Origin of the sequence: Brevibacterium sp. NPDC049920 (genome assembly GCF_040656435.1) — a bacterium.
GTDB lineage: Bacteria > Actinomycetota > Actinomycetes > Actinomycetales > Brevibacteriaceae > Brevibacterium > Brevibacterium pityocampae.
Window position 1 is genome coordinate 238,945 of record NZ_JBFAMF010000004.1, and the last position, 25,177, is coordinate 264,121.

Consider the following 25,177-nt stretch of genomic DNA (forward strand, 5'->3'; position numbering starts at 1 on the left):
GGCCCGGAACGCGGGCAGGCGCGGGAGAGACTGTCGGTCGCTTCCACTCACCCTAACAACCGGCGCGGACGCGGGGCAGATGGTCGGCGGGGATGCGGGGCGAGTCGGCCGGCGCGGCGGGGGCCGCCCCGGACGGGGCCGTCCGGTGCGGCCGCGCGGAGGCCTCCTGCGGTGCTGACCGCACCTCGGCGTCCCGTAGTACCGTGGCAGGACCACGACGACTCAGCACGCACGACGACTCAGGACAGCGATATTCAGGACAGCGCGGTCGCAGATGCCGCGCGGACCGCGGGAGACATCCGATGACGGATTACAGACGCACCCTCGCCGGCCGACGACAGCGCTGGTTCGGCCTCAAGCCCCTCGTCAAGACCGGGCTGTCCGCCCGGCCGCTCCATCCTCTCCTGCGCCTGGCCGCCCGGCTGGTCCCGGGTATCCGTGCCGGCCGTCTGCCCGCCCCCGCCGGTCTCGCCGAGGTGGCCGGGACGGCGGCTGGGGCCCGCTTCGTGCTCGTCGACCCGGGCCGCTGCGAGATCGCCAAGGAGTTCTACTGGGGCGGCGGGCGCCGCCCCGATCCGGCCGATGCGCTCGCCCTCGACATCGTCACCGCGCTCGCTCGCCGGGCCGCGGTCCTCCTCGACGTCGGCGCGTACACGGGTGTGTTCACCGTGGCGGCTGCCGCGGCGAACCCCGGGCTGCGGGCGCACGCCTTCGAGATGGTGCCGGCGGTCGTCGCCGGGCTGCATAAGAACGTCGATCGCAACGGGATCGCCGACCGGGTGCGCGTGCATTCCACCGGGGTGGGCGCCTCGGGCACGCGGATGCGGGTGCCGAGCGGGGAGGGCGGCTCCTCTCTCCCCTCCTTCTACTCCGCGCACATGGAGTTCGCCGAGGGTTTCGAGGTGGAGTTCCTCGCCCTCGACGATCTGCTCCCGCCCGAGCTCCCCGAGGTCGAAGCGGAACAGCGCGCGGATGCGCCGGGGCAGGTGGTGATGAAGATCGACGTCGAGGGCGCGGAGGACCCGGTGCTCGCCCACGGCCAGGAGCTCCTCGCCCGGCACCGTCCCGACATCCTGTGCGAGGTGCTCCACGGGCAGGCCGACGGCCGGGCGCTCGAGGCGCTCCTCGCCCCGCACGGCTACCGCTGGTACCTCGTCCGGGCAGACGACATCGCCGCGCGCGAGCGCATCGTCCCGGATCCCGTCCACCGCGACTGGCTGTTCTCCGCCCGCACCCCCGCCGCGCTCGAGGCGGACCTCGGCCGCATCATCGCCTGAGGCGACCGCGGTCCGAGCCAGGCCCGCGAGCGGAGCCCCAGATGGGGTGCCCGGTGCACTGCAGTGCGATTACCGGCGAGTATCCGCACTGGAGTGCACCGGGAGGCGCATGCACGTGTCGCTGTCCTGCCGGCCCTCGGCGCTCCGCTCGCGACGCTCAGTCCGTCAGGCCGTCGGCGACGAGGGCGGCGAGGAGAGCGGTGCGCGGCGGGATGTGCTCGATGATCGCGTGCTCGTGCTCGGCGTGCGCGCCGTCGCCCACCGCGCCGAGGCCGTCGAGGGTGGGGACGCCGTCGCCGGCGGTGAAGTTCCCGTCCGAGGCGCCGCCCACCGGCACTCCGCGCGGCTCCTCGATCCCGATCTCCGCGGCGAGCGCGACGGCGCGGTCGAACAGCGCCGCCGACATCTCCTTCTCGAACGGCGGCCGGTTGATCCCGCCGCGCACCTCGATCCGGGTGCCGTCGATGCTCGGCGTGAGGCCGCGGATCGCGTCGTCGACGCGCTGCTGCTCCTCGGCGGTGAGGGCGCGGACGTCGACGTCGAACTGCCCGAGCGCCGGCACCGTGTTCGTCGTGGTCCCGCCGGAGAACTTCGTCGGCGTCACGGTGGTCTGCTCCGCGGGGTCGGCGAGGCCTGCGACGACCTGCATCTGATGGGCGAGCTCGAGCCCGGCGTGGATGCCCTTCTCCGGCTCGAGCCCGGCGTGCGCGGCCTTCCCGTGGACGAGGATCGTGTACATCGAGGTGCCCTTGCGGGAGAGCTTGAGCGCACCGTCGGCGGAGGCCTCCATGACGAACACGGCGCGGGCCTCCTTCGCCTCGGCCCGGATGAGGTCCGAGGAGGTCACCGAGCCGATCTCCTCGTCCCCGGTGACGAGGATCGACAGCCCGGCGAGCGCCTCGGCGGGGGAGGGGACCGGTCCCGAGGCGCCGGCGTCTGCCGAGGCCCCGCCGGTCGCCGCTGCTCCCGCGCCCGAGGCGGTGGTCGTGCTCTCCGTGTCCGGCACGGGGACGCCGGCGGCGGCGAGGAGGAGCCGGGTGGCCCAGACGCTCATGATCGCACCGGTGAGCATGTCGAAGCTGCCGGGCCCGCGGAGGATCCCGTCCTCCGTGCTGAAGGGCAGGCGCTCGAGCGTGCCGTGCGGCCACACCGTGTCCTGGTGGTTGACGAGCACGACCCGCGCGGGGCCGTCGCCGAAGCGCAGCCGCAGGTGAGTGGTGCCGTCGATGACGAGCGACTCCGGTGCGACGCCCAGGCGCTCCTCGATGAGCGCGGCGAAGTCCGCCGCTCCGCGGGCCACCGCCTCCTGGTCGTCGCTCGGCGTCTCGATCGAGATCACCCGCTCGATGTCGGCGAGCATCTGCGGCAGGGAGTCCTGCGCGGCGGCGACGAGGGCGCTGCGGTCGAGGTCGGCGAGGGCGGCGGGCTGGGTCACGGGGTCTCCTGGGGGTCGCGGATGGGATCGGCTGGCCCGATTCACTCTAGTACCCGGCCCCCGTCCACCGGGTCCGGCAGGGGAGGGGCCACCCGAATCCGTGCAGAACCGGTGCGCGCGCGTCCACAAGTGTGGTTGTCTACTGTCATGGGCGATGCGGTTTCCTCTCAGCGATACTCCCCCGAGCAGCGGACGCGCTACCGGGAGCTCCTCAACGCGGACCTCGAGACGTTCGACTCCTACCTCCAGGAGGCGACGTTCGTCGACCACGGGACGATCGGCATGGAGCTCGAGCTCAACCTCGTCGACGCCGACATGCAGCCGTTCCGCGTCAACGACAAGGTGCTCGCCGCGATCGACTCGGACGAGTTCCAGAGCGAGATCGGCTCCTACAACATCGAGCTCAACCACCCGGTCCTCCAGGTGTCGGGCACCGGCCTGCGCGAGCTCGAATCCGGTCTCCGCGCCCGCCTCGCCGCCGCCCACGCCGGGGCCCGGGCGCACGATGCGCAGATCGGGATGATCGGCACCCTTCCCACCCTGACCACCGAGTTCCTCGAGGACCCCGCGTGGATGACGGAGGAGAACCGGTACCGGGCGCTGAGCAACGCGGTGCTCGACGCCCGCGGCGAGCTCGTGCGGATCGACGTCACCGACCGCGAGTTCTACCAGCACGACTTCGCCGATGTCGCCCCCGAGTCCTCGTGCACCTCGATGCAGCTCCACCTCCAGGTCGCGCCCAACCGGTTCGCCGGCGCATGGAACGCCTCGCAGGCGATCGCCGGCATCCAGGTGGCGCTGAGCGCGAACTCCCCGCTGTTCATGGGCCGCAAGCTGTGGCACGAGAACCGCATCCCGGTCTTCACCCAGTCGATCGACACCCGCACCCCGGAGCTCGTCACCCAGGGCGTGCGCCCGCGCGTGTGGTTCGGGGAGCGGTGGATCACGAGCGTGTTCGACCTGTTCGAGGAGAACGTCCGCTACTTCCCGCCGATGCTCCCGGAGTCCCGCGAGGACGCCGGCACCCCCGTCATGCAGGGCAATGCCCCGACGCTCCACGCGCTCAACCTCCACAACGGCACCGTGTGGCGCTGGAACCGGCCGATCTACGCCCCGAGCGCCGACGACCTCGCCCACATCCGGGTGGAGAACCGGCTCCTGCCCGCCGGGCCCACGGTGGCCGACATGGTCGCCGACGCCGCCTTCTACTACGGGCTCGTCAAGTACCTCACCGAGGAGAACCGGCCGGTGTGGTCGCGGCTGTCGTTCGCGGACGCGGAGAGCAACTTCTTCTCCGCCGCCCGCTCCGGCCTGTACTCCCGCGTGGTGTGGCCGAAGGCCGGCCGGATCGACGTCGCCGAGCTCGTCCGCACCGGGCTCGCGCCGCGCGCCCGCAAGGGCCTCGAGATGCTCGACGCGGACGCGGAGATGATCGACCACTACATGACGATCATCGAGGAGCGCGCCCGCACCCGGCAGAACGGCGCCACCTGGCAGCTGCGCACCCTCAACTCGCTCAAGCCGCGCGTCACCGAGCCCGATTCGCCCGAGCGCCGGGCCGCGCTCGCCCGCCTCATGGAGCTCTACATCACCCACCAGCGCACGGAGGCCCCCGTCCACACCTGGCCCGTCGGCGAGGTGTGAGCGGCCCGCACCTCGGTCCCCGCCGCCCGGGCACGGGCACCTCGGCGTGGTCCGGGCACCGGTCCGGCGCGTGTGGCACAGTGAGGTCATGACCGACTCCACCGCCCCGTCCTCCCGCCCCGCCGCCGATCCCGCGCCTCCGGCCGGGGCGGCGTCCACCGCCCCCGGCACCGATCCCGCGCGTCCCGCCACCCGCATCTCCGAGCGCGCCCGCGGCGTCCCGCCGTTCGCGGTGATGAACATCATCGAGCGCGTCGCCGAGCTCAAGGCCGAGGGCGCCGACGTCATCTCGCTGTGCGTGGGCGAGCCCGCGCAGGGCGCCCCGGCCGGGGTGCGGGCACGCGCCGCCGAGGTGCTCACCGACGGCACCGAGCTCGGCTACTCGCAGGTCCAGGGCGTGCGCCCGCTGCGCGAGGCGATCGCCGGGCACTACCGGCGCTGGTACCACCTCGACGTCCCGGCCGAGCGGATCTTTGTCACCACCGGGTCCTCCGGTGCGTTCTCCATGACTTTCCTCGCCCTGTTCGATGTCGGCGACAGGGTCGCACTCGCCCGCCCCGGCTATGCGGCGTACAAGAACATCCTCACCGCGCTCGGCTGCGAGGTCGTGGAGCTCGACTGCGGCGTCGACGAGCGGTTCCAGCCCACCGTCGAGCTGCTCGCGGCCGCGCACGCCGAATCGCCGCTGGCCGGGCTCCTCGTCGCCTCCCCGGCGAACCCCACGGGCACGATGCTCGACGCCGAGCAGCTCACCGAGCTCAGCGACTGGTGCCGGGCCAACGACGTGCGCCTGATCTCCGACGAGATCTACCACGGCATCACCTTCACCGACTCGATCGGGGAGACGGCGCTCGCCTTCGACGACGATGCGATCGTCATCTCCTCGTTCTCGAAGTTCTGGGGCATGACCGGCTGGCGGCTCGGGTGGGCCATCCTGCCGCAGGACCTCGTGGCACCCTGCCTCGCGATCACCGGCAATCTCACCCTGTGCCCGCCGGTGCCGGCCCAGCACGCCGCGATCGAGGCGTTCTCCGAGGCCGCATACGCCGAGGGGGAGCTCGCCGTGGCCGGCTTCGCCGCCGCCCGCCAGTACGTGCTCGACGCGCTCGACGACCTCGGCTGGCTCGACATCGCCCCTGCCGACGGCGCCTTCTACATGTACGCCAGGATCGACGACGTGCTCGGGCCGTACCGGAACGCGACCGAGTGGTGCGCGGCCCTCCTCGAGGAGGAGCACGTGGCGCTCACCCCGGGCCTCGACTTCGACAACGTCAACGGGAACCGGTGGGTGCGTCTCTCGCTCGCCGTGGGACCGGACCGGACGCATGCCGCGCTCGAACGGATCCGCGCCTTCCAGCAGCGCCTCACCGTCCGCGCGGCCCCGGCGACCGGTGCGGCAGGCGGGACCGGCGAGGGACCGGCCGGCGGCCCCGCTCCGGCCTGAGCCCGGTTCGAGCACCGCATGACCCCCGCGCCCGCATCACCGGCGCCGGCACCCGTCCCGGCGGCGCCTGCGCTCGTCGTCGCGGGCGCGGTGATGCTCGGCTCGTCCGCGGTGCTCGTCGCGCTCTCCCAGGCGAACGCCTCGACCGCGGCGTTCCACCGCTGCTTCCTCGCCGCGCTCGTGCTGCTCCCGCTGGCACTCGTCGAGATCCGGCGCCGCGGCCGACCGCGCGCGGCGATGCTCGGCCTGGCCGCCGGCGGTGGGGTGTTCCTCGGCCTCGACTTCATGATGTGGGCGCAGTCGGTGCTCGACACCGGGGCGGCGGTGTCCACGCTCCTCATCAGCACCCAGGTGTTCGTCTTCCCCGGCCTGCTGTGGCTCCTCCACCGCAACCGGCCCTCCCGTCAGTTCCTCCTCGCGCTGCCGGTCATGCTCGCCGGTCTGGTGCTCGCCGCCGGGGTCCTGGGAGCCGACCCCTTCGCCGTCGACCCGCTGCGCGGCGGCGTGCTCGGGGTGCTCGCCGGGGTCTGCTACGGCGTGTACCTCTACGGCAACCACCGCTGCCGCGCCGTCGACGGCCGCTTCATCGCCGTTCCCGTCGCCGTGTCGACGAGCGCCGCGGCGCTCACCGTGTTCGTCGTCGGGGGTGCGGCCGGCACCCTGGCGGTCGTCCCGGCCGCCGAGTCGGTGGGCTGGCTCGTCGCACTCGCGGTGTTCGGTCAGGTGCTGCCGTGGCTGCTGCTGAGCGCCGCCGCCACCGGCGTGCGACCGGAGGTCAGCGCATCGCTCATGCTTCTGCAGCCGGCTTCGGCTCTCCTGCTCGGCGTCGTCCTCGCCGGTGAGGAGCCGACGCTCGCCCAGCTCGCGGGGATGGCGCTCGTGGCGCTGAGCGTGTGGTGGGTGTCCGGCGGGCGGCGGCTGGCGCAGCGCCGGGCGGCGCGGCGGTAGGCGGCGCGGCGCCGGTGACGCTCAGCCCTCGAGGGGTTCGGTGGTGTGCGCCATCGCGTCGAGGATGATGTGGGCGACGTGGTCGTCCATGAGGGAGTAGATCGCCTCGCGTCCCAGGCGCTGCACGCTCACCAGGTGGAGCCCGCGCAGCAGCTTGAGGTGCTGGGACACGAGCGGCTGCGACAGCCCGGTGATGTCGACGATGTTCGTCACCGTCGACTGCCCGTGGGACAGGACGAGGAGGATGCGCAGGCGCGAGGGGGTGGCGAGGGCCTTGAACACCTCGGCGGTGCGCTCGATCGCGGCGAGATCGTCGACGTGCCCGAGCCCGTCGGCGGACCCGCTGCTCTCCTCGACGCCGTGGCTGTGGGAGTCGGTTCCGGGATGGGTGTGCGTGCGCACCGGGTGAGTCATGGATGGAATGCTACACCTCGGGCGCGGGTGCGGTCGGCGCGTCCGCGTGCGCGGTGTCCGCACCGGTGCGCCGCGCTCCCGCGGGTGCGGCCCGGCCCGTCCACCCCCGGATCGTGCCTCCGGATCCTGCGCCGCGGACTCAGACGATGGGCGCCACGTCGTCCTGCGTGCTGAGGAGCTCCGCGGCGAGGCCCTCCCACTGGGCGTAGGCGTCGGGGTAGGCGGAACGCTGGACGGCCTGCGCGGCCTCCGTCGGGGTCATCGACTCCCAGCCGCGGATGTGCACGAGCCCCGGGTTGGACCCCCGGTCGTTGATGCCGTAGAAGGACTTCGCGGCCCACACGGGGTCCCGCACCTGGTCCGGGGTGCCCCAGCCCTGGGACGGGCGCTGCTGGAACAGCCCGAGCGAGTCGCGGTCGCCGTGGTCGAGGTTGCGCAGGGAGCTCTCCTGCATGGCGGTCATGAGCGCGATGGTGATCGCGTCGTCGGACATGTCGCCGCCGCGGCCCACCGCGATGATCGTGCGGGCGTTGTCGATCTGGGCCCGGTTGAGTCGGTCCACGCTGCTGTACTCCCACTGTCGGATCTGCGAGGGGACGGGCGCGACGAGGCCGCCGGCCCAGCTGAACGCCATGACCACGCCGAGGAACCCGGCGGTGAGCGCGAGACCGATCGCCGCGCCCCGGGTGGCTCCCGAGCGCCGGGGTGCGCGCCGGGGTGCGCGGGAGCCCGGTGACCGGCGGCCGGCGCCTGCTCCCGTCCGCCCGGACGCGGCGGAGCGCCGCACCGCGGGGGCGGTACGGCTCGAGGCAGGGCGGGCGGAGGTGCGCTGGGACATCGCGACCATCGTAGCGACGCCGGCTGGGAGGTTCGGGGAAGTGCGGGGCCCGGATCCCGTGCCGCGGCGGCTGACGGGATGCGGGCGGGGACTCAGAGCCCGTTGCCGCGGTAGGGCACGTAGGAGGCGTCCTGCTCGTAGGGGTAGGAGATCACGCGCTCGACGGCGCCAGTGCCCCCGGCCTGCTCGAGGCCGTGGTAGGCGGTGCGCTCGGCGTTCGCCCAGCCGTTGAAGATCGTCACGTGACCGGCGGCCCCGGCGGTGCCCGGCCCACCCTTGAGGAGAATGTCACCGGGTTGGAGGTCGTCCTTGGGGATCTCGTGGGCGACCTCGAGCAGGGTGACGGTGCTCAGCGAGGTGTCGAGTCCCCAGGCCATGGACACGAACCCGGAGCAGTCCGTCCGGTAGTTCACGCCGTCGGGGTCCGCGGCGTACTTCGTCATGTCGTACGGCACGCCCTGGTCGGTCCAGTGCTTCGCGCGGTCGATGATGTTCTGCCTCCGGTCCTCGACGGACTGGGCCGCTGCGACGGTGCCGGAGGTCTCCGGGGCGATGACGGTCGGGCCGACGAGCGCTCCGCCGGCGACGAGCCCGGCTGCGGCCAGAGTGGTTCCTGCGGTGCGGGTGAGCATTCGGGATCTCTCCTGTCGGTGTGCTCGGCTTCGCTGGACACCACCCACCGTGGCAAGGTGCCCGGCCGGGTCTCAAGGGGTCGGCGGACGAACCGGGATGAAGGTCCGGTGAACTGAGACTGAGGCTTCAACAGTCCGGATTCCGGGTGGCCGCCACGAGCGGCGCGCACGCACGGCACGGCCCGCCTGTTTGCCGGTTGTGTGCCGCCTTGGAATGATGAGCGCATGCGCTACATCGTCGCCATCCTCGCTGCCGCCGCCGTCACCTCCGGGGTGCACCTCGCGTTCGGGCTCGGCAGCCTGCCGCGCCCCTGGGGCAGCCTGGGACTGGGGACGATCGCCGGCGTCGTGCTCGTCGCCGTGCTCCTCGTCTGGGAGTACCGGAGCCCGAGCGAGGACCACGAGGAGCGCGACAAGCGGCTCAAGATCGAGGAGGCCGCCCGCGCGGAGGCGCGCGAGCTGCGCCGGGCGCAGAAGCGCGACGGCTCGTGGAACCGGCCGATCGACCGCTCCGCCCGCCACGAGGCGACCGGTCCCGGGGCGACCGGTCCCGAGGCGCCGGGTCCGGTGGCCGAGGGGCCCGGCCCGGCGAGCAACGGGCCCCTGGGGGACCGGCCGGACGCGCCGTGACCACCCGGGGCGAGGGCACCTCGGCCGAGGCGGGGGCGGCAGGGTCCGATCCCGCCGCCGATGACGCCGGGACCGCCACCACCGGTGCCGCGGCCGGTGCCGACGCTGCTGACACCTGATCCGCCGACACCGACACCGCGTCGACGCGGCGCAGCCGCCGGGAGGAGCGGACGGGCGCCCGCGCGATCCCGCGTCGCTACTCCGACACCGTGCGCGCGAACATCGCCGGGCTCGTCGGCGTCGTCGGCGCCACCGCGATCTTCGTCCCCGTCATCATCCGCGAGGCCGACCGCACCGAGGCGAGTCCGGAGGGCCTGGCGTGGCTCACCGAATACACGGAATCGATCCTGATCCCGTACTACATGGTGTTCTGGGTTCTTTGCTCTATGTAGTGGTGTGTGTTCGTGCAGACGGGAGCGTCTTGACCGCGAGTTCGCTCGGGTCGGTGGCCAGTCGATACGATTGTTGGTCACCGCATGTGAGTAGCTCATGTGCGAAAAGCTGCACCGAGAACGAGGGGAGCATCCACAGAATGAGCGGCGTCGAGTTCTTCACCACCCCCGGTTATGGCGACCGCAATCGGGAACTGTTCCACTACTCGCAAGCTGTGAAGATCGGTGACCGGGTCGAGCTGGCAGGTCAGGGCGGCTGGAATGACGAGTGGGAGTTCCCCGGGACCCTGACCGAGGAGATCGACCAGGCGTTCGAGAACATCGAGCGCACCCTCGCCACTGCCGGTGCGGGCTGGGCGGATGTGGTCAACGTGCGCTCCTACCACGTCGACATCGATGCCGAGACGGTCGCCTACATGGCCTCGAAGCTGCGCCAGTACATGCCCGAGCAGCCACCGGTCTGGACCAACATCGGTGTCGCAGCGCTCGGTGACGAGAAGATGCGCGTCGAGATCGAGATCACCGCGATCATCCGCGACTGAGACATCGCACCGAGACCTGACGAGGAGAAGCGAACTACATGACCGAGAACGTGAACGATACCGAGGCCACGAGCACGCTGCGCCTGGTCTGGCCGCAGTGGCAAGGCGCGGGCCGCAACGGGGTCGCCGAGATGCTGTCGGAGTTCTCCCTGGATGAGGCCAGGTGCGGATACGCGTTCGGCTCGCGCGTGCTGCAGGCGATCCTGCCCGACCACGACGGCCCCACCGAAGTCGTGCCCGTCGCCGACAGCGAGAGCGACTCCACCGACGGCGTTGAATCCCGTCAGGAGGTCATCGACTCTCTGGCTGCCGCGCAGGAAGCTATCGCCCGGCACGAGGCCGATCGCATCCTCACCCTCGGTGGGGAATGCTCGGTGAGCGTGGCTCCGTTCGCCGCCCTCGCGAAGCAATATTGCGAGGATCTAGCCGTGGTCTGGATCGACTCGCATCCCGACACTGACACCAACGCCACCGGTTACGACGGTTACCACGCCATGGCTGTGAGCACGCTGCTCGGCCACGGTGACCCGGAGGTCACGAGTATGCTTCCGGCGACGGTGTCTGCCTCTCGGCTGGCCTTGGTCGGCTTGCACGACTGGGTCGAGGACGCGTACGAAAACGTCGGCTCGTGGGGTCTGCCCGTGTTCACGCCTGACGATCTGCGAGGCTCCAGCGCCAGGTTGTTGGAGTGGGTGGCGGGCACCGGGGCGACGAAACTTGCGATCCACCTCGATGTCGATGTCGTCGACAGTGACGAGGTCGCGCTCGGGCTGGGCATGGTTCCCGGTGGGCTTACCCGCGCAGACGTGCGGCGGATCGTCGCTGACCTCACCGCGGCCGCAGACGTGGTTGGCCTGACGGTCGCAGAGTTCATCCCACGCGACGTACTCGCCCTCCGCGGCTTGATCAACGGGATGCCGCTCCTGGGGAACTGACGACCCACAGGCTGGCCCGTGGCGTTCTACCTTTCGGGTAGCGGCACCGCGCCAACTATTGATGGGCGCGCTGTGCTCGGGCGAAGTCGCGCATTCTGGTGACGCCCTGTTCTCCGATCTGTTGGGTCAGTGCTTCGACAGTGACGGTGGCGAGAGAGTCGCGCCAGCGGTTCTCGGCTTCGACCATGGCGTGGTGGATACCGCAGGGGCCGGTCTCTCTGATGGCGTCGGCGTCGTCGGTGAAGATGCCGCGGCAGCGCACCTCCTCACATACGAACAGCGGGGCGTCGCCCTGCACGGTCTTGATGACGTCGAGCAGGGTCACAGTGCTCGCGGGTCTCGCGAGGAAGTAGCCGCCGCGGTTTCCCGCGGAGGATCGGATGATGCCGGCGCGCACGAGCTGCTGGAGCTGCTTGCTCAGGTAGGCGTCGGGGATATCGAACATCTCTGCCAGGGTGTGCTTGGCGAGCGGGCCGATGTCCTCGCAGGCGGAGAGCGCGACGAGGCAGTGGGCCATCCACTCGGTTCCGCGCGGCAGTTTCACACGTCGATCCTACTCAACGAAGACCCGCATTGTCCGGGTTGAGCAACGGTGCGAGCAGCAGCCCGCCCCTGCCGCGCAGATGATGCGGCAGGGGCGGAACGATCGTGGGTCACTCGCCTGGCACGAGCGTGAGGAGCCGTTCGACCAGGAACTTCATCGCTTCCAGGTTCTCGGACGGCACCGCGTCGGGCTGGGCTTTGGAGACGCTGGAGACACCGTAGGGGTTGCCGTTGAGCGGCATCGCCTGGGCCTCGCCTGCGGCTCCGGCGGGAACGATGATCGCGCCCCAGTGGTAGAGCACGTTGTTGAACGCGAGGATCGTGGACTCCTGTCCTCCGTGGTTGGAGGCGGTGGACACGAACGTCGACATGTACTTGTCTGCCAGGGCGCCGCGCTGGTGCAGTGGCAGGGTCTGGTCGAGGAAGTGCTTCATCGGCCCCGACATTGCCCCGTACCGGCCGGGCGTGCCCCACAGAACCGCATCGGCGGCTTCAAGGTCGCCGAGGGCTTTCCGATGCGCGGCGACGGTAGCGTCTGGGTCGTCCAGTTCGGGAAGCCGGGTGGACAGGACGCCGTGTCCGAGCTGTTCGGCGTGGGTGTGCGCGGCCAGGGCCATCTGGTGCACGTTCCCCGTGCTGGAGTGGTAGATGATCGCGACGGTCTTCATCAGTGCTCGCCTCCTCGTCGGTTACAGGCTGGTGCCCATGGACACGTCGATGACCTGCCCGGTGATCGTCTGCGACGAAGACTGCGCAAGCAGGGCAACCGTCTCGGCTATGTCATCGGCCTCGGCGATCCTCCCCAGCGCCGACGACTCACGAGTGCCGGCCGCTGCTTCCTCGTTGCCGCGCAGCCAGCCGGCGTTGATGTCGGTGTCCACGACGCCGGGCGCGACGACGTTGACCGTGATGCCCCGCGACCCGAGGCTCGCGGCCATGTTGCGGGCGAGATATTCCAGGGCGATCTTGCTCATCCCGTACCCGGTCAATGCCGGGAACGCGTAGCGGGTGAGGGCAGATCCGGTGAAGACGACTTGCCCGCCAGGGCTCGTCATCTTGTCCGCCAGCCCTGCGGCGAGTGCATAGGGGGCGATGGTGTTGACCTGGAACAGGTCGCGCAGCGCCGACTCCGTCAGCTGGGTGAAGTCGCCAAACGGCGCGATCCCGGCGTTCAGGAACGCGAGATCGACCGTGCGGCCGTCGAGTGCCGCATCGAGTTGTGGCAGCAGGGCCTCGACCGCTCCGGGGTCGGAGAAGTCGGCCTGTACCGGGGTCACGGTCGTCTGGTGCTCGGCGGCGATCTCACGGATCGGACCCAGCTCGCTGTCATCGCCGCGATGCTGGGCGATCACGTCGAAGCCCAGCGACGCCAGCCGTCGGGCTGTGGCCTGCCCGATTCCTCGGCTGGCTCCGGTCACGAGTGCGGTTCGAGTAGCGGTCATCCTTGTTGCCTCCTGGGTCGATACGGGTACGCCCTACCAAACCTAGAGTATTTGGATACTGAATGTCCAAGTAGGATGGAAGGGTCGCCGACGCCGCGGCGCCGCCACCTGTGACGAGCACTTGTGGGATCGAGACCGTCGATGGTTGGCCGTATCGAGAGGAGAATCCGTGAACTACACCCCCCTGCTGGACACTCCACTGCCGATCGTGGCCGCTCCGATGGCTGGCGGGCCGACCACGCCCGCGCTCGTCACCGCAGTCGCTGGCGCGGGCGGGTTCGGGTTCCTCGCCGGCGGCTACCAGACCCGCGATGGACTCGCCGCACAGATCGCCGAGGTGCGCGAGCACACCGACCGCTTCGGGGTCAACCTGTTCGTGCCGAGCAAGAGCGATCTCGACCGTGACGCGTTCCGCCGCTACGCCGCCGAGGTGCAGGTCGAGGCCGACGCCTACGGCCTCGAACTCGATCCCGACCCGGTGTCCGATGACGACCATTGGGAGGACAAACTCGGCCTGCTGATCGATCATCCGGTTCCAGTCGTGTCGCTGACGTTCGCGCTGCCCGATCCTGCCGCGATCGCCGCGCTGCAGCGGGCGGGATCGCAGGTACTCGCGACCGTCACGACGCCAGGTGAAGCACTGGAAGCGCAGGCTGTTGGCGTGGATGGGCTGATCGTGCAAGGCCCGGCTGCTGGCGGGCACAGCGCCACCTACGATCCCGCGCGGAGCCTGGGCGAGGTTTCGACCGGAGCGCTCGTGCGCGATGTTCGCTCCACGATCCAGTTGCCCGTGATCGCTGCCGGTGGTGTGGATGGCTCGGCCACTGTCCGCGCACTCCTGGATGCGGGAGCCGAGGCGGTCACGGTCGGCACGCTGCTGCTGCGCACCGACGAGGCAGGAACATCGCCGACACATCGGGCCGCTCTCGCCAATCCGAGATTCACTGAGACTGTCATCACCCGCGCGTTCACCGGACGCCCGGCACGGGCACTGCGCAACGGCTTCACTAACCGGCACGACGACAGCGCACCTACTGCCTATCCAGCCGTACATCACCCGACCCGCGCCCTACGCCAAACAGCAGGCCGCGCAGGTGACGCCGATCGGCTTCACCTCTGCGCCCAACGGACACCCAGCCGACGTGATTTCCTGGCTGGCGGACACACTGAGTACGACCACTGCTCAGCCCTCTGCCCACTCTCATGAGACAAGAAGCCAGCAGAAGTAACCGGTCAAGACGTGGCTACTTTGACGACCGCACGGGGTGCTCTTCGTGCTCTGCTACATCGCGTGGACCCACGTGGTCTACGCGCGCACGCCCCGGCCCGAGCTCGTGCGCATCGCCGCGGTCCAGAGCCGGCACCGACCCTCGCTGATGTCGAAGATGTTCGGCTACGGCGGCGCCGGTTCCTGGACGGTGGCGGGCGCGATCGTGGCCGCCGTCCTCACGGTCAGCCTGGCCCGGACGGAGATGTTCCGCTCCGAGCCGCTCTTCATCCTCCTCGGCATGGCGACGGTCGCCGCCTCGTGGTTCGCCATGGTCTACTCCTATGCCCTGCGGTACCTGCGCCAGCACTCCGGCGGGGAGCGGATCGACTTCGACCAGCTCGAGCCGCCGGTGTTCGGCGACTACCTCACCATGGCCTTCATGATGTCGACGATGGCCTCGACCCTCGGCGCCCGGATCCGCACCCGCACAGGCTGGCGGGCCGCCCGCGAGCACACCGTGCTCGCCTTCGTCTTCAACACCGTCATCGTCGCGATGACGGTCTCGCTGCTGTTCGGCGGACTGACGAAGTAGAGCGCGCGGCGCGCCTCCGGGTCCGCGCGCACCACCGGCGAGCAGCCGTCCGCCACCAATGACGGCGCGGGTCCGGTCGACGGCACCCGCCGCGGTCGTTGCCAGATTTTTACCGAATTTCGAACGCTCGATCACGCACCCTGCCCTAGGCTGTGAGGTACGACACAGTGCTGTGTCCGCACGACGACGTGCAGCGACGACATGTGCAGCGATGACCTGCAGAAAGGCGCCACCGTGACCATTCCCGCCGTTCCGAACCGCCAGCCGTTCCTCTCCCGCCGGTTCCACTGGATGAACATGCTCGAGCTCCATGCGATCGATCGGCCCGAGGAGGTCATCATCACCTCGGACGCGGGCCATGTGACCTGGGGCGAGCTGCGCGCCCAGGTGCAGGCGCTCGCCGCCGACCTCCAGCGGCGCGGCGTGCAGCCCGGAGACCGGGTGCTCATCCTCGCCCTCAACCGCGCGGAGTACATCGCCGCGATGGTCGCGATCAACACGATCGGCGCGATCACCGTGCCGCTCAACATCCGCTCGGTGCCGCGCGAGGTCGCCTACTTCATCGAGGACTCCGGCGCGCGGGCGATGTTCGTCGACGGGTTCGGGGCGAAGACGGTCGCGGGCATCGGCGCCGATGGCGGTGCGGCACCGGGGATCGACATCATCTCCTTCGACGAGGACGTGCCGGGCATCCTCGCCGCCGGCGGCGAAGCGGAGCCGGTCGACGTCGACGAGAACTCGATCGCGATGATCATGTACACCTCCGGCACCACGGCCGCGCCCAAGGGCGTCATGCTGAGCTACCTCAACCTCGCCAGCCAGATGATCCCGATCCTGCGCTCCGCGCAGCCGCCCACCGAGGTCCCCGAGGCGAACCTCGTCGTCGTGCCGCTGTTCCACATCGCCGCCGTCGGCTTCCTCACCCCGGCGTTCTTCACCGGGATGCGGATCGTGCTCGCGCCCCCGCAGGTGCTCACGAACATCCCGGCGCTCGCGGACATGATCGAGCGCGAGCAGGTGACCTCGATGTTCCTCGTCCCGACGATCTGGCAGGCCCTGTGCTCCCTGCCGGGGATCAAGGAGCGCGACCTGCCGCTCAAGACCCTGTCCTGGGGCGCCTCGCCGGCGTCCAAGCAGACCCTGCAGCTCATGGCCGACACCTTCCCGAACGCCACGATCAGTGCGGCGTTCGGCCAGACCGAGATGTCCCCGGTGACCGCGCAGCTCCACGACCACGACTCGATCCGCAAGATGGGATCGATCGGCAAGGCCGTCGGGCCGGTGGCGGTGCGCGTCGTCAACGCCGAGGGCGACGACGTCGCCGAGGGCGAGATGGGCGAGGTCGTCTACCGCGGGCCGGGCCTCATGGCCGGCTACTGGAACAAGGAGGCGGAGACCGAGGCGGCCACGCACGACGGCTGGTTCCACTCCGGCGACCTCGTCAAGCGCGACGAGGAGGGCTTCATGTACGTCGTCGACCGCGCGAAGGACCTCATCATCTCCGGCGGCGAGAACATCTCCTCGATCGAGGTCGAGCACGCGGTGGCCGCCCATCCCAAGGTCGCCGACGCCTCGGTCGTGGGCGCCCCGGACGAGAAGTGGGTGGAGACGCCGGTGGCGATCGTCGTGCCCGCCGACCCCGCCGACCCCCCGACGCTCGAGGAGATCCAGGACTTCCTGTCCGACCGGCTCGCCTCGTTCAAGAAGCCGACGCGCCTCGAGGTTGTGCCCGAGCTGCCGCGCAACGCCTCCGGCAAGCTGCTCAAGCACAAGCTCCGCGACGAGTACGGGAAGTAGGGTCTGTCGGTCTCAGATGTCGGTGAGGGCGGCGAGCTCGGCGCGCAGGGTGTGGGGCGTGCCGAGGCGCACCCGGCCGGCCGCTGCGCGCTTGAGCCAGATGTGCACCGGGCTCTCCCAGGTGTAGCCGACCCCGCCGTGGAGCTGGAGCGCCTGCTCGCACACCCGGGTCGCGGTGTCCGCGGCGAACGACAGCGCGGCGGCCGCATAGATCGCCGCCTCCGTCGGGTCGTCCCCGGTGTCGAGCAGGAGCGCGGCCTCGTCGACGAGCGGGCCGATGAGCGAGACCTCGGACCACATCTCCGCGAGCTGGTGCTTGAGCGCCTGGAAGGACCCGAGCGGCCGGCCGAACGCGATCCGCTCCCCGAGGAAGGTCACGGTCTCCTCGAGCACGGCCCGGGCGACGCCCTCGAGCTCGGCGGCGAGGTACACCCGCCCGGCGATGATCGACGCGCCGACGATCTCGGCCGCCATGTCGCCGTCGGCGAGGATCGTCCCCGCGCCGAGCACCGAGGACTCGGTGACCCGGTGGAGCGTGCGGGTCGGGTCGAGGGCGGGCAGCGCGGTGAGCTCGAGCTCGGCGCGCGGCACCAGGTGGATCGTCTCGTCCTGGTGGACGAGCACCTCCTCGCAGAGCTCCGCGTCGAACAGCAGGCCGCCGGCGACGGCGCCGACGCAGGTGGTGCCCTCGGCCATCCGGCGCAGGGTGTCGCCGGCGAGCGAGCGGACCCCCGCATCCGGGTGGCCGACGACGAGCATGCCGAAGGCCACCGGGGCGCTGACGTAGGGGCCCAGGAGATCAGCGGCGGGCACCGCGCCGGCGGCCCGGCCGAGCGCGACGATCGCGGCCATGCCGGCCCCGAGCCCGCCGTGCTCCTCCTCGGCGAGCACGCCGCCGAGGCCCATCGTGTCCATCATCTGCCGGTGCGCCTGCCGGATCGGGGCGAGGTCGTCGAGGGAGTCGCGCACCGCATCGATGCCGCCGAGGCCGCGCACCGCGGCGCGCAGACCGGCGGCGAGCTCGCCGGCGAGGGCGAGATCGGGGGCCGATTCCGCCCCGGGAGCCGTGTGCGCCCCGGGGGCGGGGGTCGTGTCGGTGTCCGTCATCGGGGGACCTCCGTGAAGGGCACCTGGGTGTCGGTGCGCGGTTCGCGCGGCAGCCGCAGGATGCGCTCCGCGATGATGTTCTTGAGCACCTCGGACGTGCCGCCCTCGATCGAGTTCGCGCGGGTGCGCAGGTACGCGTACCCGGCCGAGCGGCCGGTGATGTCCACGGACATGAAGTCCGGCTGGTGGAAGTCGTAGCCGTCGGGGTGGAGGAGCCCGCCGGCCTCCGCGGTCTCGAGCGCGAGCGAGGCGATCGCCTTGCTCGTCTCCGCGCTCGCGAGCTTGAGTGCGCTCGCCTCCGGGGTGGGATCACCCTGGGCCATCGCGCGCTGGATCGCGATGCCGGCCAGCCGCACCGCCTCGGCCCGCACCCAGGCGCGCGCGATCGAGTCCCGGTAGGCGGGGTCGCGCTCCTCGACGGGGGTCTCCCGCCAGGTGTCGAGGAGGGTGCGGATCGGCCCGCCCTCGCGCTCGGGGCGCTTCATCGAGCCGGAGCGCTCGTTCGACAGGGTGAGGTTGGCGAGCGCCCAGCCCTCGCCCTCCTCGCCCAGGCGCATGGCATCCGGGATGCGGACCTCGTTGAGGAACACCTCGTTGAACTCCGCCTCGCCGGTGATCTGGCGCAGCGGCTGCACCGTCACCCCGGCCGAGCGCATGTCGAGGAGGAAGTACGTGATGCCCTGGTGCTTGGGCACGCTCGGGTCGGTGCGGGCGAGCAGGATCGCGAAATCGGCGAGGTGCGCGAGCGTCGTCCACACCTTCTGCCCCGAGACCACCCAGTCGTCGCCGTCGCGCACGGCCCGGGTGGACAGCCCGGCGAGGTCGGAGCCGGCCCCGGGCTCGCTGAACAGCTGGCACCAGCGGTCGCGGCCGGTCCACAGACGCCGCATGAAGCGGTCCTTCTGCTCGGTGGTCCCGGCGCCGAGGATCGTCGGGCCGGCCATGCCGAGGTTGACGATGATGTGGGCCGGGCGGTTGTCCGGGGCGCCGGCCGCGGCGAGGATCGCGTCGACCTCGGCCTGGTGCTCGCGCGGCAGTCCGCGCCCGCCGTATCCCGGCGGGTAGTGGACCGCGGCGAGGCCGGCGTCGTAGCGGGCCTCGAGGAAGGTGAAGCGGTCCTCCTCGATGCGGACCTCCTCCGGCGGGAACTCCGCGAGCAGGGCGCGGGTGTCGGCGGCGAGCGCGCTCGCCGAATGCGGTGCGGGTGGCATGGGTGAACTCCGTCGTCCGGCCGATCGCGCCCGGGCGGCGGGCCCGGACATCGGACTCATCCTAGCGATCGTTCGAGAGAGTTGAAAAGGGGTTGAGCTCAGGTCCCGCTGTAGTGACGGGCGAGCGCGGCCATGCCCTCGGCGATGCTCACCCGCGGCGTCCAGTCGAGGACCTCGCGGGTGCGGCGCTGGTCGAACCAGTGCGCGGTCGACATCTGCTCGGCGAGGAAGCGGGTGAGCGGCGGCTCGTCGTCGTGCTCGCCGAGCTCCCAGACCTTCTCCACCGCCGCTCCCGCGACGAGCGCGGGAGCCACCGGGATGCGCAGGCCGGGCGCGGACGCCCCGCCGGCGAGCGCCAGCCGGGTGATGAACTCGCCGATCGGCCGGGGCTGCCCGTTCGTCACGACGAGCGCCTCGCCGTGGGTGCGGGTGACGGCGGTGAGCGCGGCGAGGATCGCATCGACGGCGTTCGTCGCGTAGAGCGTGTCGACCAGGGCTGCACCGCTGCCGAGGATCGGCATCCGGCCGGCCCGGGCGCGGTCGATGATGCGCTCGGTGAGCTGGGTGTCGCCGGGGCCCCACATGAGGTGGGGGCGCAGCGCGAGCACGGGGAAGGCCGGGGAATCGGCGGCGAGCGCGAGGAGCTCGCCGTGGGCCTTGGTGCGCGCGTACTCCCCGCGGGCGTGCTCCGGGTCGGCCGGCCCGGCGGGCTCGCCGACGAGCGAGTCGCCGGCGTGGGCGACGGACGGCGAGGAGATGTGGACGAAGCGGGAGACGCCGGCGGCCTGCGCGGCGGCGAGCAGGGTGCGGGTGCCCTCGATGTTCACGGCCTCGAAGGCCGCCGGGTCCCCGGTCATCGCGACCTTCGCCGCGAGGTGGATCACCGCGTCCTGCCCGGCCGTCGCCTGCTCGACGAGCCCCGGGTCGGTGACGCTGCCGAGCACGTCGAGAGCACCGGTGACGCCGGAGGCGCGCCGCTGCAGCGTCGTGACGGCATGGCCCTCGGCCAGCAGCGCGGCGGCGACCGAGGAGCCGAGCAGGCCCGAGGCACCGGTGACGAGTACCTTCATGTGTGCCTCCTGCGGATCGCGGGAACGGGGTGGGCGACGGCGTGCGGGGGCAGGCCCCGCCTGCCGGCTCAGGGCTTGCCGACGGGCTCGCCGCGCAGCACGGCGTCGGCCCACCCGGCCAGGCGCTCCCGGTTGATCTTCGAGTTGTGGCGGATGTCGGTGGGGAAGGTGGGGCTGATGAGGACGGCGGCGATGTCGGCGGCGAAGTGGCCGGCGACCGCTGTGCGCACCGCGTCGGTGAGCTCGAGGTCGGCGAGGCCGGGCTTCTGCCGGGCGCCGGCGGGCGCCTCGGCGTCGGGTTCGACGACGACGACCACGGCCTGGGTGCCGCGCGGGCCGACCCCGACGACCGCGGAGCGCAGCACGCCGGGCACCTCGTCGACGACCGCCTCGATGCCGCCGGGGCCGAGCGGGCCGTCCGCGGTGGTGAGGAGGTGCTGGAGGCGGCCCTCGAGCCACACCCGGCCCTCCGGGTCGATGTGCCCGATGTCGTTGGTGCGGTGCCACATGCGGCCGTCGAGCCCGTCGCGCTTGGAGTCCGCATCGGTGAGCCACAGCCGGTCGTATCCGGCCTTGGCGTGGGGCGCGGAGACGACGAACTCACCGAGCACGTCGACGGCCTCGGCCCCGGTGAGCAGGGTCGAGGAGGACCGGCCCGCGGCGTCGATCGGGGCGAGCGCGAGCGACACGCCCGGCACCGGGGTGCCGACGCAGACGCCGTGGTCGCGTGACTGCGCCGCGGCGGCGGCGACCCCGTGGCGGTCGATGTCGGTGAGCAGCAGGCCCTCGGTCATGCCGTAGGGGGAGTGGATCGCGGCGTTCGGGAACAGCTCGGCGAGCGCGTCCATGAGGCGCAGCGGCACCGGGGCGCCGGCCGACAGCACGAGCTCCACGGAGGCGCAGGCGCCGCGCTGCTCCGCACTGAGCTCGCCGGCGGTCGCGCACACGTTGCGGTACGCGGCCGGGGAGGCGAAGACCATCGTGCAGTCGCCGGTGAGGATCGCGTCGGCGAGCGCGGTGGCGGTGAGCGTGCGCGGCTTCGTCACCGACATGTCCGGGGTGACGCTCGTGGCGCCGATCCCGGGTCCGAGCAGCGCGAACGGCGGGAATCCGGCGACCAGTCCGGAGCCGGGCTCCACGCCGAGGTGGTCGGCGAGCTTCCGGCCGAGCGCCCCGAGCCGCGCATGGGTGTAGCGCACGCCCTTGGCGGGGCCGGTCGAGCCGGAGGTGTAGAGGATCGCGGCGTCGTCGTCGGCGTCCGGGCGGGCCAGCGGGGCCCTCGGGACGGTGCGGGACAGCTCGGTGATGCTCGTCTCCACACCGAGCGCGGTCCGTTCGAGGGCGTCGAGCGGGCTGACGGAGATCCGGCGCCCGGGCCAGCCAGCGGTGCGGGCGAGCGTGAGGCCGGGGACCTGGCCGATGATCCACTGGGGGTCGGCGGCCTTGATCGCGCGGGTCATCCCGGCGACGCCGAGCCCGGCATCGGCGACGACAGCGACGCCGCCGGCACGGAGCACGGCGTAGAGCGCGGCGGTGAGGTTGTTGCCCGGCTGCACGAGCAGGGAGACCCGGTCGCCGGGGTGCAGCCCGAGGTCGCGCAGGCCGTGGGCGATCCCGTCGACCACGGCGGCGAGTTGGGCCCAGGTGACCGACTGCGGCGGCTGCTGGGACATGTCGACGCTCGCGATCGAGCGGTCGCCGGCGCGGGCGAGGAGCGCGTCGAACATCAGCGGCGAGTCGGTGGAGGACTGAGCGGCGGTGGGAGCCCCGGTGCCGGGGGCTTCCGTGTCCGGGGAGCCGGCGGCGGGGGACTCTGCCGCGGCTCCGGAGGCGGCATGAGTGCCGGCAGCGGCTCGGGAGGCGGCGTGCGTCGGATCCGCGGCCGGCGTCTCGGCGGCGGGGAAGCGGTTCTCGAGCCAGCGCAGTGCGAGCCCGGCGACGTCGGCGTCCTCGGACACGAGGTGGGAGGCCTTCTCGAAGCGGTGGATGTCCGCGTGCGGCAGGCGGCCGCGCAGGTCGCGGAGGTAGCGCTCGAGGAACACCGGGTCCTTGGGTCCCCAGATGAGGAGGGCGGGGACGTCGATGCCGGCGATGTCCGCGCCGAGCCGCTCGAGCTCCGCGCGGCTCGGGTGGGTGTCCTGCGCCGGGATGTCGGCGACGAAGGCGCCGATCCCGCGGCGGTCGGCCGCGGTCCGGTAGGGGGCGCGGAACGCCTCCTTGATCTCCTTGCGGATGGGGCCCTGGCCGAGGCCGAGCGTGATCCGCAGGAACAGGTCCGTGAGCACCGTCGAGGTCGGCAGCATCGGCCCGGCGAGCGCAGCCTGGAGAGGCGCCGGCAGGGGCGCGTCCTCGGGCTGGTGCACGGCGGTGTTGAGGCTGATCACGGCATCGACGAGATCGAGGTGCCGGGCGGCCCAGGTGAGCGACAGGACGCCACCCCAGTCGTGGCCGATGGTGACGATCGGGTGGTCGCCGGCGGGCGCGGTTCCGGCCTCCCGCGCGGGCGCCTCGGCGGCGGGGGAGCCGGCTGTGGGCGATGGGGTCGCGGGCTCAGTCGCGGCACCGGAGGCCGCGGCGGTGGCGGGCACCTCGGCGAGGAGGGTGCGGACGACGGCGTCGAAATCGGTGACGCGCTCGGCGATGCGGCGGTAGCCGGGCCCGTGGGTGGTCGGCAGCGCATCGTGTGCGAGCCGGTCGGAGAAGCCCATCTCGAGCTGGTCGGGGGCGATGACGCGCCAGGTGCGGCCGGTCGTCGAACGCAGGCTCGCCGCGGCGAGGCGGCGCCACAGGTAGGACCACGTGGGGTTGCCGTGGAGGGCGAGGATCGTCCCGGTGGGCTCGCGTCCGGCGGCCCGGAGCGCGGGCAGGGTGTCGAGCACGTGGAAGGTGTGCTCGCCGTCGACGGTGTCCGCGCGCACCAGCCGGGACCACTGCGGGTCCCATTCGGGGAGCGGACCGGGCAGGGCGGCGGGTGCGGCTGCGAACTTCACCAGACGATCTCCGTCATCGCCGTGTTGAGGCCGGAGCCCACGCCCACGCAGAGCACGCGCTCGCCGCGCTCGAGCTTCTCCGATTCGAGGGCCAGGGTGATCGGCAGCGAGGCCGGGCCGACGTTGCCGAGCTGCGGGTAGGTCTTCGGGATGCGCGTGGTGTCGAGCTCCGCGGCGGTGGCCACCGACTTCATGTGGACGTCGGAGATCTGGTGCATGATGTAGCGGTCCATGTGCTGCCAGTCCCAGCCGTCGGCGAGCGCCTCGTGCCAGGCGGAGGTGACGAGCTCCATGCCGTTGTCGAGCAGTCCCTTGGTGTCGGTGAACATGCCGTCGAAGCCGCCCACGCAGAGCTCGTGGTTCCAGGTCGCGCCGCGGGTCACCCCGCCGAGCACGCGGTGGCCCTCCGGGTGGCGATCGGCCGGGCCGAGGACCGCGGCGGCGGCGCCGCAGCCCAGAGTCAGGGAGGCGAACTCGTTGAGGTACTCGTGCCGGGTGATGCCCGGGCGGGCGAGCCGCTCGACGGTGGCCCGCTGCACGCGCTGGGCGTCCTCGGCGGCGACGACCACGGCGTAGTCGAGCTGGCCGGAGTCGATCATCGTCGAGGCGACAGTCATCGCGTTGACGAAGCCCAAGCACGCGTTGGTGATGTCGAAGTTCATCGCCTGCGGGCCGAGGCCCATCTCGTGGTGGACGCGGGTGGCGACGGAGGGCTCGAGGTTCTCGCGGCTGACCGAGGCGTTGATCATCAGACCCACCTGGTCGGCGGAGATCCCGGCCTGCGCGAGGGCGGCGCGGCCGGCCTCGGCGGAGCCGGTGGCGAAGTCGCCGGGCTTCTCCCAGTTGCGGCGGGCGTGGACGCCGGCGACGCGCTGGAGGAGGCCCTTGGGGAGGCGGAGCTCCGCGAGGGTGTCCGCCAGGGTCTCGTCGAAGACCTCGGACTTCACTTCGATCGGTGCGGTGACCTCGGTGATCGAGAGGAGGGCGACGTTGTCATGCCGGAAAGTCGAGTTGCCGTTCAAGAGGGTCCGTTCGATGCAGGTGATGGTCGGGTGCGAGCCTCCCTCATCCTAATACCCCGGAGAACATGCCGGACACGGCATTCGTTGAGACAATGGGCACTGCCGGAATCAGGGGCGTCGGAACGTGACCTGGGCCACGCGCCGGCCGGGCGCGGCGGCGGGAGACGGGACGGCGACGCGGGCCCAGCGGCGGACGTGCGCGCGGGGGCATAGCCTGGAGGGGCCCCGTCCCCGATCTCGGATCGAGCACATGCATCCCTCCTCCCGGCCGTTCTGGTTCTGGGCGATTCCTGTCAATATCGTCATCATCGCCCTCATCACCGTGGGCATCCTCGCCATCGACGAGGACGGCGGGGGGCAGGCGCCGGTCGCCGGAGGCGAGGCTTCTGCGACGGCCGAGGCCGGGCCCCGGGCGGACGAGGTCCAGCGGATCGAGTCGACCGCGCGGCGCGATGCCGAGGACCCCTACGCGCTCGGACAGGTCGATGCGCCGGTCGCGATGGTCGTCTACTCCGACTATCAGTGCCCGTACTGCGCGCAGCACGCCGCGACGACGGAGATCGCGCTCATCGAGCAGTACGTCAACGCCGGCACCCTGCGCATCGAGTGGCGGGACAGGGACTTCTTCGGCGAGGATTCGAACCGCGCCGCGCGGGCGGCCTGGGCGGCGGGCCGGCAGAGCATGTACCACGAGTACCACGGGGCGCTGTTCGGCGACGGCGAGCAGCTGGGTCCGGCCGACCTCACCGAGGAGGAGCTCGTCGCGGTGGCGGAGCAGTTCGGCCTGGACGAGGAGGCCTTCCGGGCGGACATGGAATCCGCCGAGGCCTCCGCCTGGGTCGAGGCGAACGTCGAAAAGGCGAGCTCGATCGGCGCCTTCAACACCCCGAGCTTCCTCATCAACGGCCAGCCCCTGGCCGGGGCGCTGCCGGCCGAGGAGTTCGAGGCCGCGATCGAGCTCGCCGCCGAGGCCGCGCCCTACGACCCGGCGGGCGGGGGCCCTGAATCAGGTCATGATTCGGGTGCCGGGTCCGCTCCGGCGTCCGAGGGCTGAGGTCGATC

At 71.7% G+C, this 25,177-nt stretch carries 25 protein-coding genes; 13 read left to right on the forward strand and 12 right to left on the reverse strand.

All coding sequences use genetic code 11. The features are described 5' to 3' along the window. Positions 1-302: 302 nt before the first annotated feature. Positions 303-1,277, forward strand: coding sequence for an FkbM family methyltransferase (locus tag AB0I45_RS05665; protein WP_345029253.1), 975 nt, complete (start codon positions 303-305; stop codon positions 1,275-1,277). A 157-nt stretch (positions 1,278-1,434) separates the two neighbouring features. Here the strand turns inward: AB0I45_RS05665 and AB0I45_RS05670 are convergent, their stop codons facing one another. Beyond that, on the reverse strand, positions 1,435-2,712 hold the full coding sequence (locus AB0I45_RS05670) for a M20 family metallopeptidase (protein WP_360317290.1): 1,278 nt from the start codon (positions 2,710-2,712) through the stop codon (positions 1,435-1,437). Positions 2,713-2,859: 147 nt separating this feature from the next. On the opposite strand from AB0I45_RS05670, the gene AB0I45_RS05675 reads away from it, so the two are divergent. From AB0I45_RS05675 to AB0I45_RS05685, 3 genes are all read left to right on the forward strand, one after another. Continuing rightward, the gene (locus AB0I45_RS05675) at positions 2,860-4,356 is read left to right on the forward strand and encodes a glutamate--cysteine ligase (RefSeq protein ID WP_345029257.1); all 1,497 of its coding nucleotides are present in this window, start codon (positions 2,860-2,862) and stop codon (positions 4,354-4,356) included. 235 nt (positions 4,357-4,591) lie between these two features. Further along, the gene (locus AB0I45_RS05680; RefSeq protein WP_345029786.1) at positions 4,592-5,800 is read left to right on the forward strand and encodes an aminotransferase class I/II-fold pyridoxal phosphate-dependent enzyme; all 1,209 of its coding nucleotides are present in this window, start codon (positions 4,592-4,594) and stop codon (positions 5,798-5,800) included. Positions 5,801-5,818: 18 nt separating this feature from the next. Continuing rightward, entirely contained in the window at positions 5,819-6,748 is a 930-nt protein-coding gene (locus tag AB0I45_RS05685) for a DMT family transporter (RefSeq protein WP_345029259.1), read from the forward strand. 21 nt (positions 6,749-6,769) lie between these two features. Here the strand turns inward: AB0I45_RS05685 and AB0I45_RS05690 are convergent, their stop codons facing one another. The 3 genes from AB0I45_RS05690 to AB0I45_RS05700 form a co-directional block, all read right to left on the reverse strand. Next, complete coding sequence (locus AB0I45_RS05690) at positions 6,770-7,162, reverse strand: metalloregulator ArsR/SmtB family transcription factor (RefSeq protein ID WP_137318654.1); 393 nt, start codon at positions 7,160-7,162, stop codon at positions 6,770-6,772. A gap of 139 nt (positions 7,163-7,301) precedes the next feature. Continuing rightward, positions 7,302-8,000, reverse strand: a complete 699-nt coding sequence (locus tag AB0I45_RS05695; RefSeq protein WP_265809200.1) for a hypothetical protein — start codon at positions 7,998-8,000, stop codon at positions 7,302-7,304. A gap of 92 nt (positions 8,001-8,092) precedes the next feature. Further along, positions 8,093-8,632, reverse strand: coding sequence for a cell wall-associated hydrolase (locus AB0I45_RS05700; RefSeq protein WP_345029261.1), 540 nt, complete (start codon positions 8,630-8,632; stop codon positions 8,093-8,095). Positions 8,633-8,857: 225 nt separating this feature from the next. Here AB0I45_RS05700 and AB0I45_RS05705 point away from each other — a divergent pair, with 225 nt between their 5' ends. The 5 genes from AB0I45_RS05705 (at position 8,858) to AB0I45_RS05725 (ending at position 11,131) form a co-directional block, all read left to right on the forward strand. Next, entirely contained in the window at positions 8,858-9,262 is a 405-nt protein-coding gene (locus tag AB0I45_RS05705) for a hypothetical protein (RefSeq protein WP_137318657.1), read from the forward strand. Further along, complete coding sequence (locus AB0I45_RS05710; RefSeq protein ID WP_265809202.1) at positions 9,259-9,381, forward strand: hypothetical protein; 123 nt, start codon at positions 9,259-9,261, stop codon at positions 9,379-9,381. Before AB0I45_RS05705 ends, AB0I45_RS05710 begins: the two co-directional genes overlap by 4 nt. 90 nt (positions 9,382-9,471) lie before the next feature. Further along, positions 9,472-9,654 carry a hypothetical protein gene (locus tag AB0I45_RS05715; protein ID WP_137318658.1) on the forward strand — a complete coding sequence of 61 codons (183 nt, stop codon included), beginning with the start codon at positions 9,472-9,474 and terminating at the stop codon, positions 9,652-9,654. A 140-nt stretch (positions 9,655-9,794) separates the two neighbouring features. Next, a complete protein-coding gene (locus AB0I45_RS05720) occupies positions 9,795-10,196 on the forward strand; it encodes a Rid family hydrolase (protein WP_247424052.1) in 402 nt (133 codons plus the stop codon). Positions 10,197-10,234: 38 nt separating this feature from the next. Continuing rightward, entirely contained in the window at positions 10,235-11,131 is an 897-nt protein-coding gene (locus AB0I45_RS05725; protein ID WP_345029265.1) for an arginase family protein, read from the forward strand. 55 nt (positions 11,132-11,186) lie between these two features. Here AB0I45_RS05725 and AB0I45_RS05730 read toward each other — a convergent pair whose 3' ends face one another. The 3 genes from AB0I45_RS05730 to AB0I45_RS05740 form a co-directional block, all read right to left on the reverse strand. Continuing rightward, the gene (locus tag AB0I45_RS05730; RefSeq protein WP_137318661.1) at positions 11,187-11,675 is read right to left on the reverse strand and encodes an Rrf2 family transcriptional regulator; all 489 of its coding nucleotides are present in this window, start codon (positions 11,673-11,675) and stop codon (positions 11,187-11,189) included. A 109-nt stretch (positions 11,676-11,784) separates the two neighbouring features. Continuing rightward, positions 11,785-12,342, reverse strand: a complete 558-nt coding sequence (locus tag AB0I45_RS05735; protein ID WP_137318662.1) for an NAD(P)H-dependent oxidoreductase — start codon at positions 12,340-12,342, stop codon at positions 11,785-11,787. Between the two features lie 21 nt (positions 12,343-12,363). Then, the gene (locus tag AB0I45_RS05740; protein ID WP_137318663.1) at positions 12,364-13,116 is read right to left on the reverse strand and encodes an SDR family oxidoreductase; all 753 of its coding nucleotides are present in this window, start codon (positions 13,114-13,116) and stop codon (positions 12,364-12,366) included. 169 nt (positions 13,117-13,285) lie between these two features. Here AB0I45_RS05740 and AB0I45_RS05745 point away from each other — a divergent pair, with 169 nt between their 5' ends. From AB0I45_RS05745 to AB0I45_RS05755, 3 genes are all read left to right on the forward strand, one after another. Further along, entirely contained in the window at positions 13,286-14,323 is a 1,038-nt protein-coding gene (locus AB0I45_RS05745; RefSeq protein WP_345029267.1) for a nitronate monooxygenase, read from the forward strand. A gap of 58 nt (positions 14,324-14,381) precedes the next feature. Next, positions 14,382-14,918 carry a DUF1345 domain-containing protein gene (locus AB0I45_RS05750; RefSeq protein WP_247424046.1) on the forward strand — a complete coding sequence of 179 codons (537 nt, stop codon included), beginning with the start codon at positions 14,382-14,384 and terminating at the stop codon, positions 14,916-14,918. 234 nt (positions 14,919-15,152) lie between these two features. After that, positions 15,153-16,715 (forward strand): AMP-binding protein, encoded by a 1,563-nt coding sequence (locus tag AB0I45_RS05755; RefSeq protein ID WP_345029268.1) that lies wholly within the window; start codon positions 15,153-15,155, stop codon positions 16,713-16,715. Positions 16,716-16,727: 12 nt separating this feature from the next. Here AB0I45_RS05755 and AB0I45_RS05760 read toward each other — a convergent pair whose 3' ends face one another. The 5 genes from AB0I45_RS05760 to AB0I45_RS05780 form a co-directional block, all read right to left on the reverse strand. Beyond that, the gene (locus tag AB0I45_RS05760) at positions 16,728-17,822 is read right to left on the reverse strand and encodes an acyl-CoA dehydrogenase family protein (RefSeq protein WP_345029270.1); all 1,095 of its coding nucleotides are present in this window, start codon (positions 17,820-17,822) and stop codon (positions 16,728-16,730) included. Then, positions 17,819-19,033, reverse strand: a complete 1,215-nt coding sequence (locus AB0I45_RS05765) for an acyl-CoA dehydrogenase family protein (RefSeq protein ID WP_345029271.1) — start codon at positions 19,031-19,033, stop codon at positions 17,819-17,821. The genes AB0I45_RS05760 and AB0I45_RS05765 overlap by 4 nt, the downstream gene beginning before the upstream one ends. Positions 19,034-19,131: 98 nt before the next feature. Next, complete coding sequence (locus AB0I45_RS05770) at positions 19,132-20,103, reverse strand: NAD-dependent epimerase/dehydratase family protein (RefSeq protein WP_137318669.1); 972 nt, start codon at positions 20,101-20,103, stop codon at positions 19,132-19,134. A gap of 68 nt (positions 20,104-20,171) precedes the next feature. Next, positions 20,172-23,093 (reverse strand): alpha/beta fold hydrolase, encoded by a 2,922-nt coding sequence (locus AB0I45_RS05775; protein WP_345029273.1) that lies wholly within the window; start codon positions 23,091-23,093, stop codon positions 20,172-20,174. Then, the gene (locus AB0I45_RS05780; RefSeq protein ID WP_345029275.1) at positions 23,090-24,115 is read right to left on the reverse strand and encodes a 3-oxoacyl-ACP synthase III; all 1,026 of its coding nucleotides are present in this window, start codon (positions 24,113-24,115) and stop codon (positions 23,090-23,092) included. Before AB0I45_RS05780 ends, AB0I45_RS05775 begins: the two co-directional genes overlap by 4 nt. Positions 24,116-24,365: 250 nt before the next feature. Here AB0I45_RS05780 and AB0I45_RS05785 point away from each other — a divergent pair, with 250 nt between their 5' ends. Continuing rightward, positions 24,366-25,169 carry a thioredoxin domain-containing protein gene (locus AB0I45_RS05785; RefSeq protein ID WP_360317306.1) on the forward strand — a complete coding sequence of 268 codons (804 nt, stop codon included), beginning with the start codon at positions 24,366-24,368 and terminating at the stop codon, positions 25,167-25,169. Positions 25,170-25,177 lie beyond the last annotated feature (8 nt).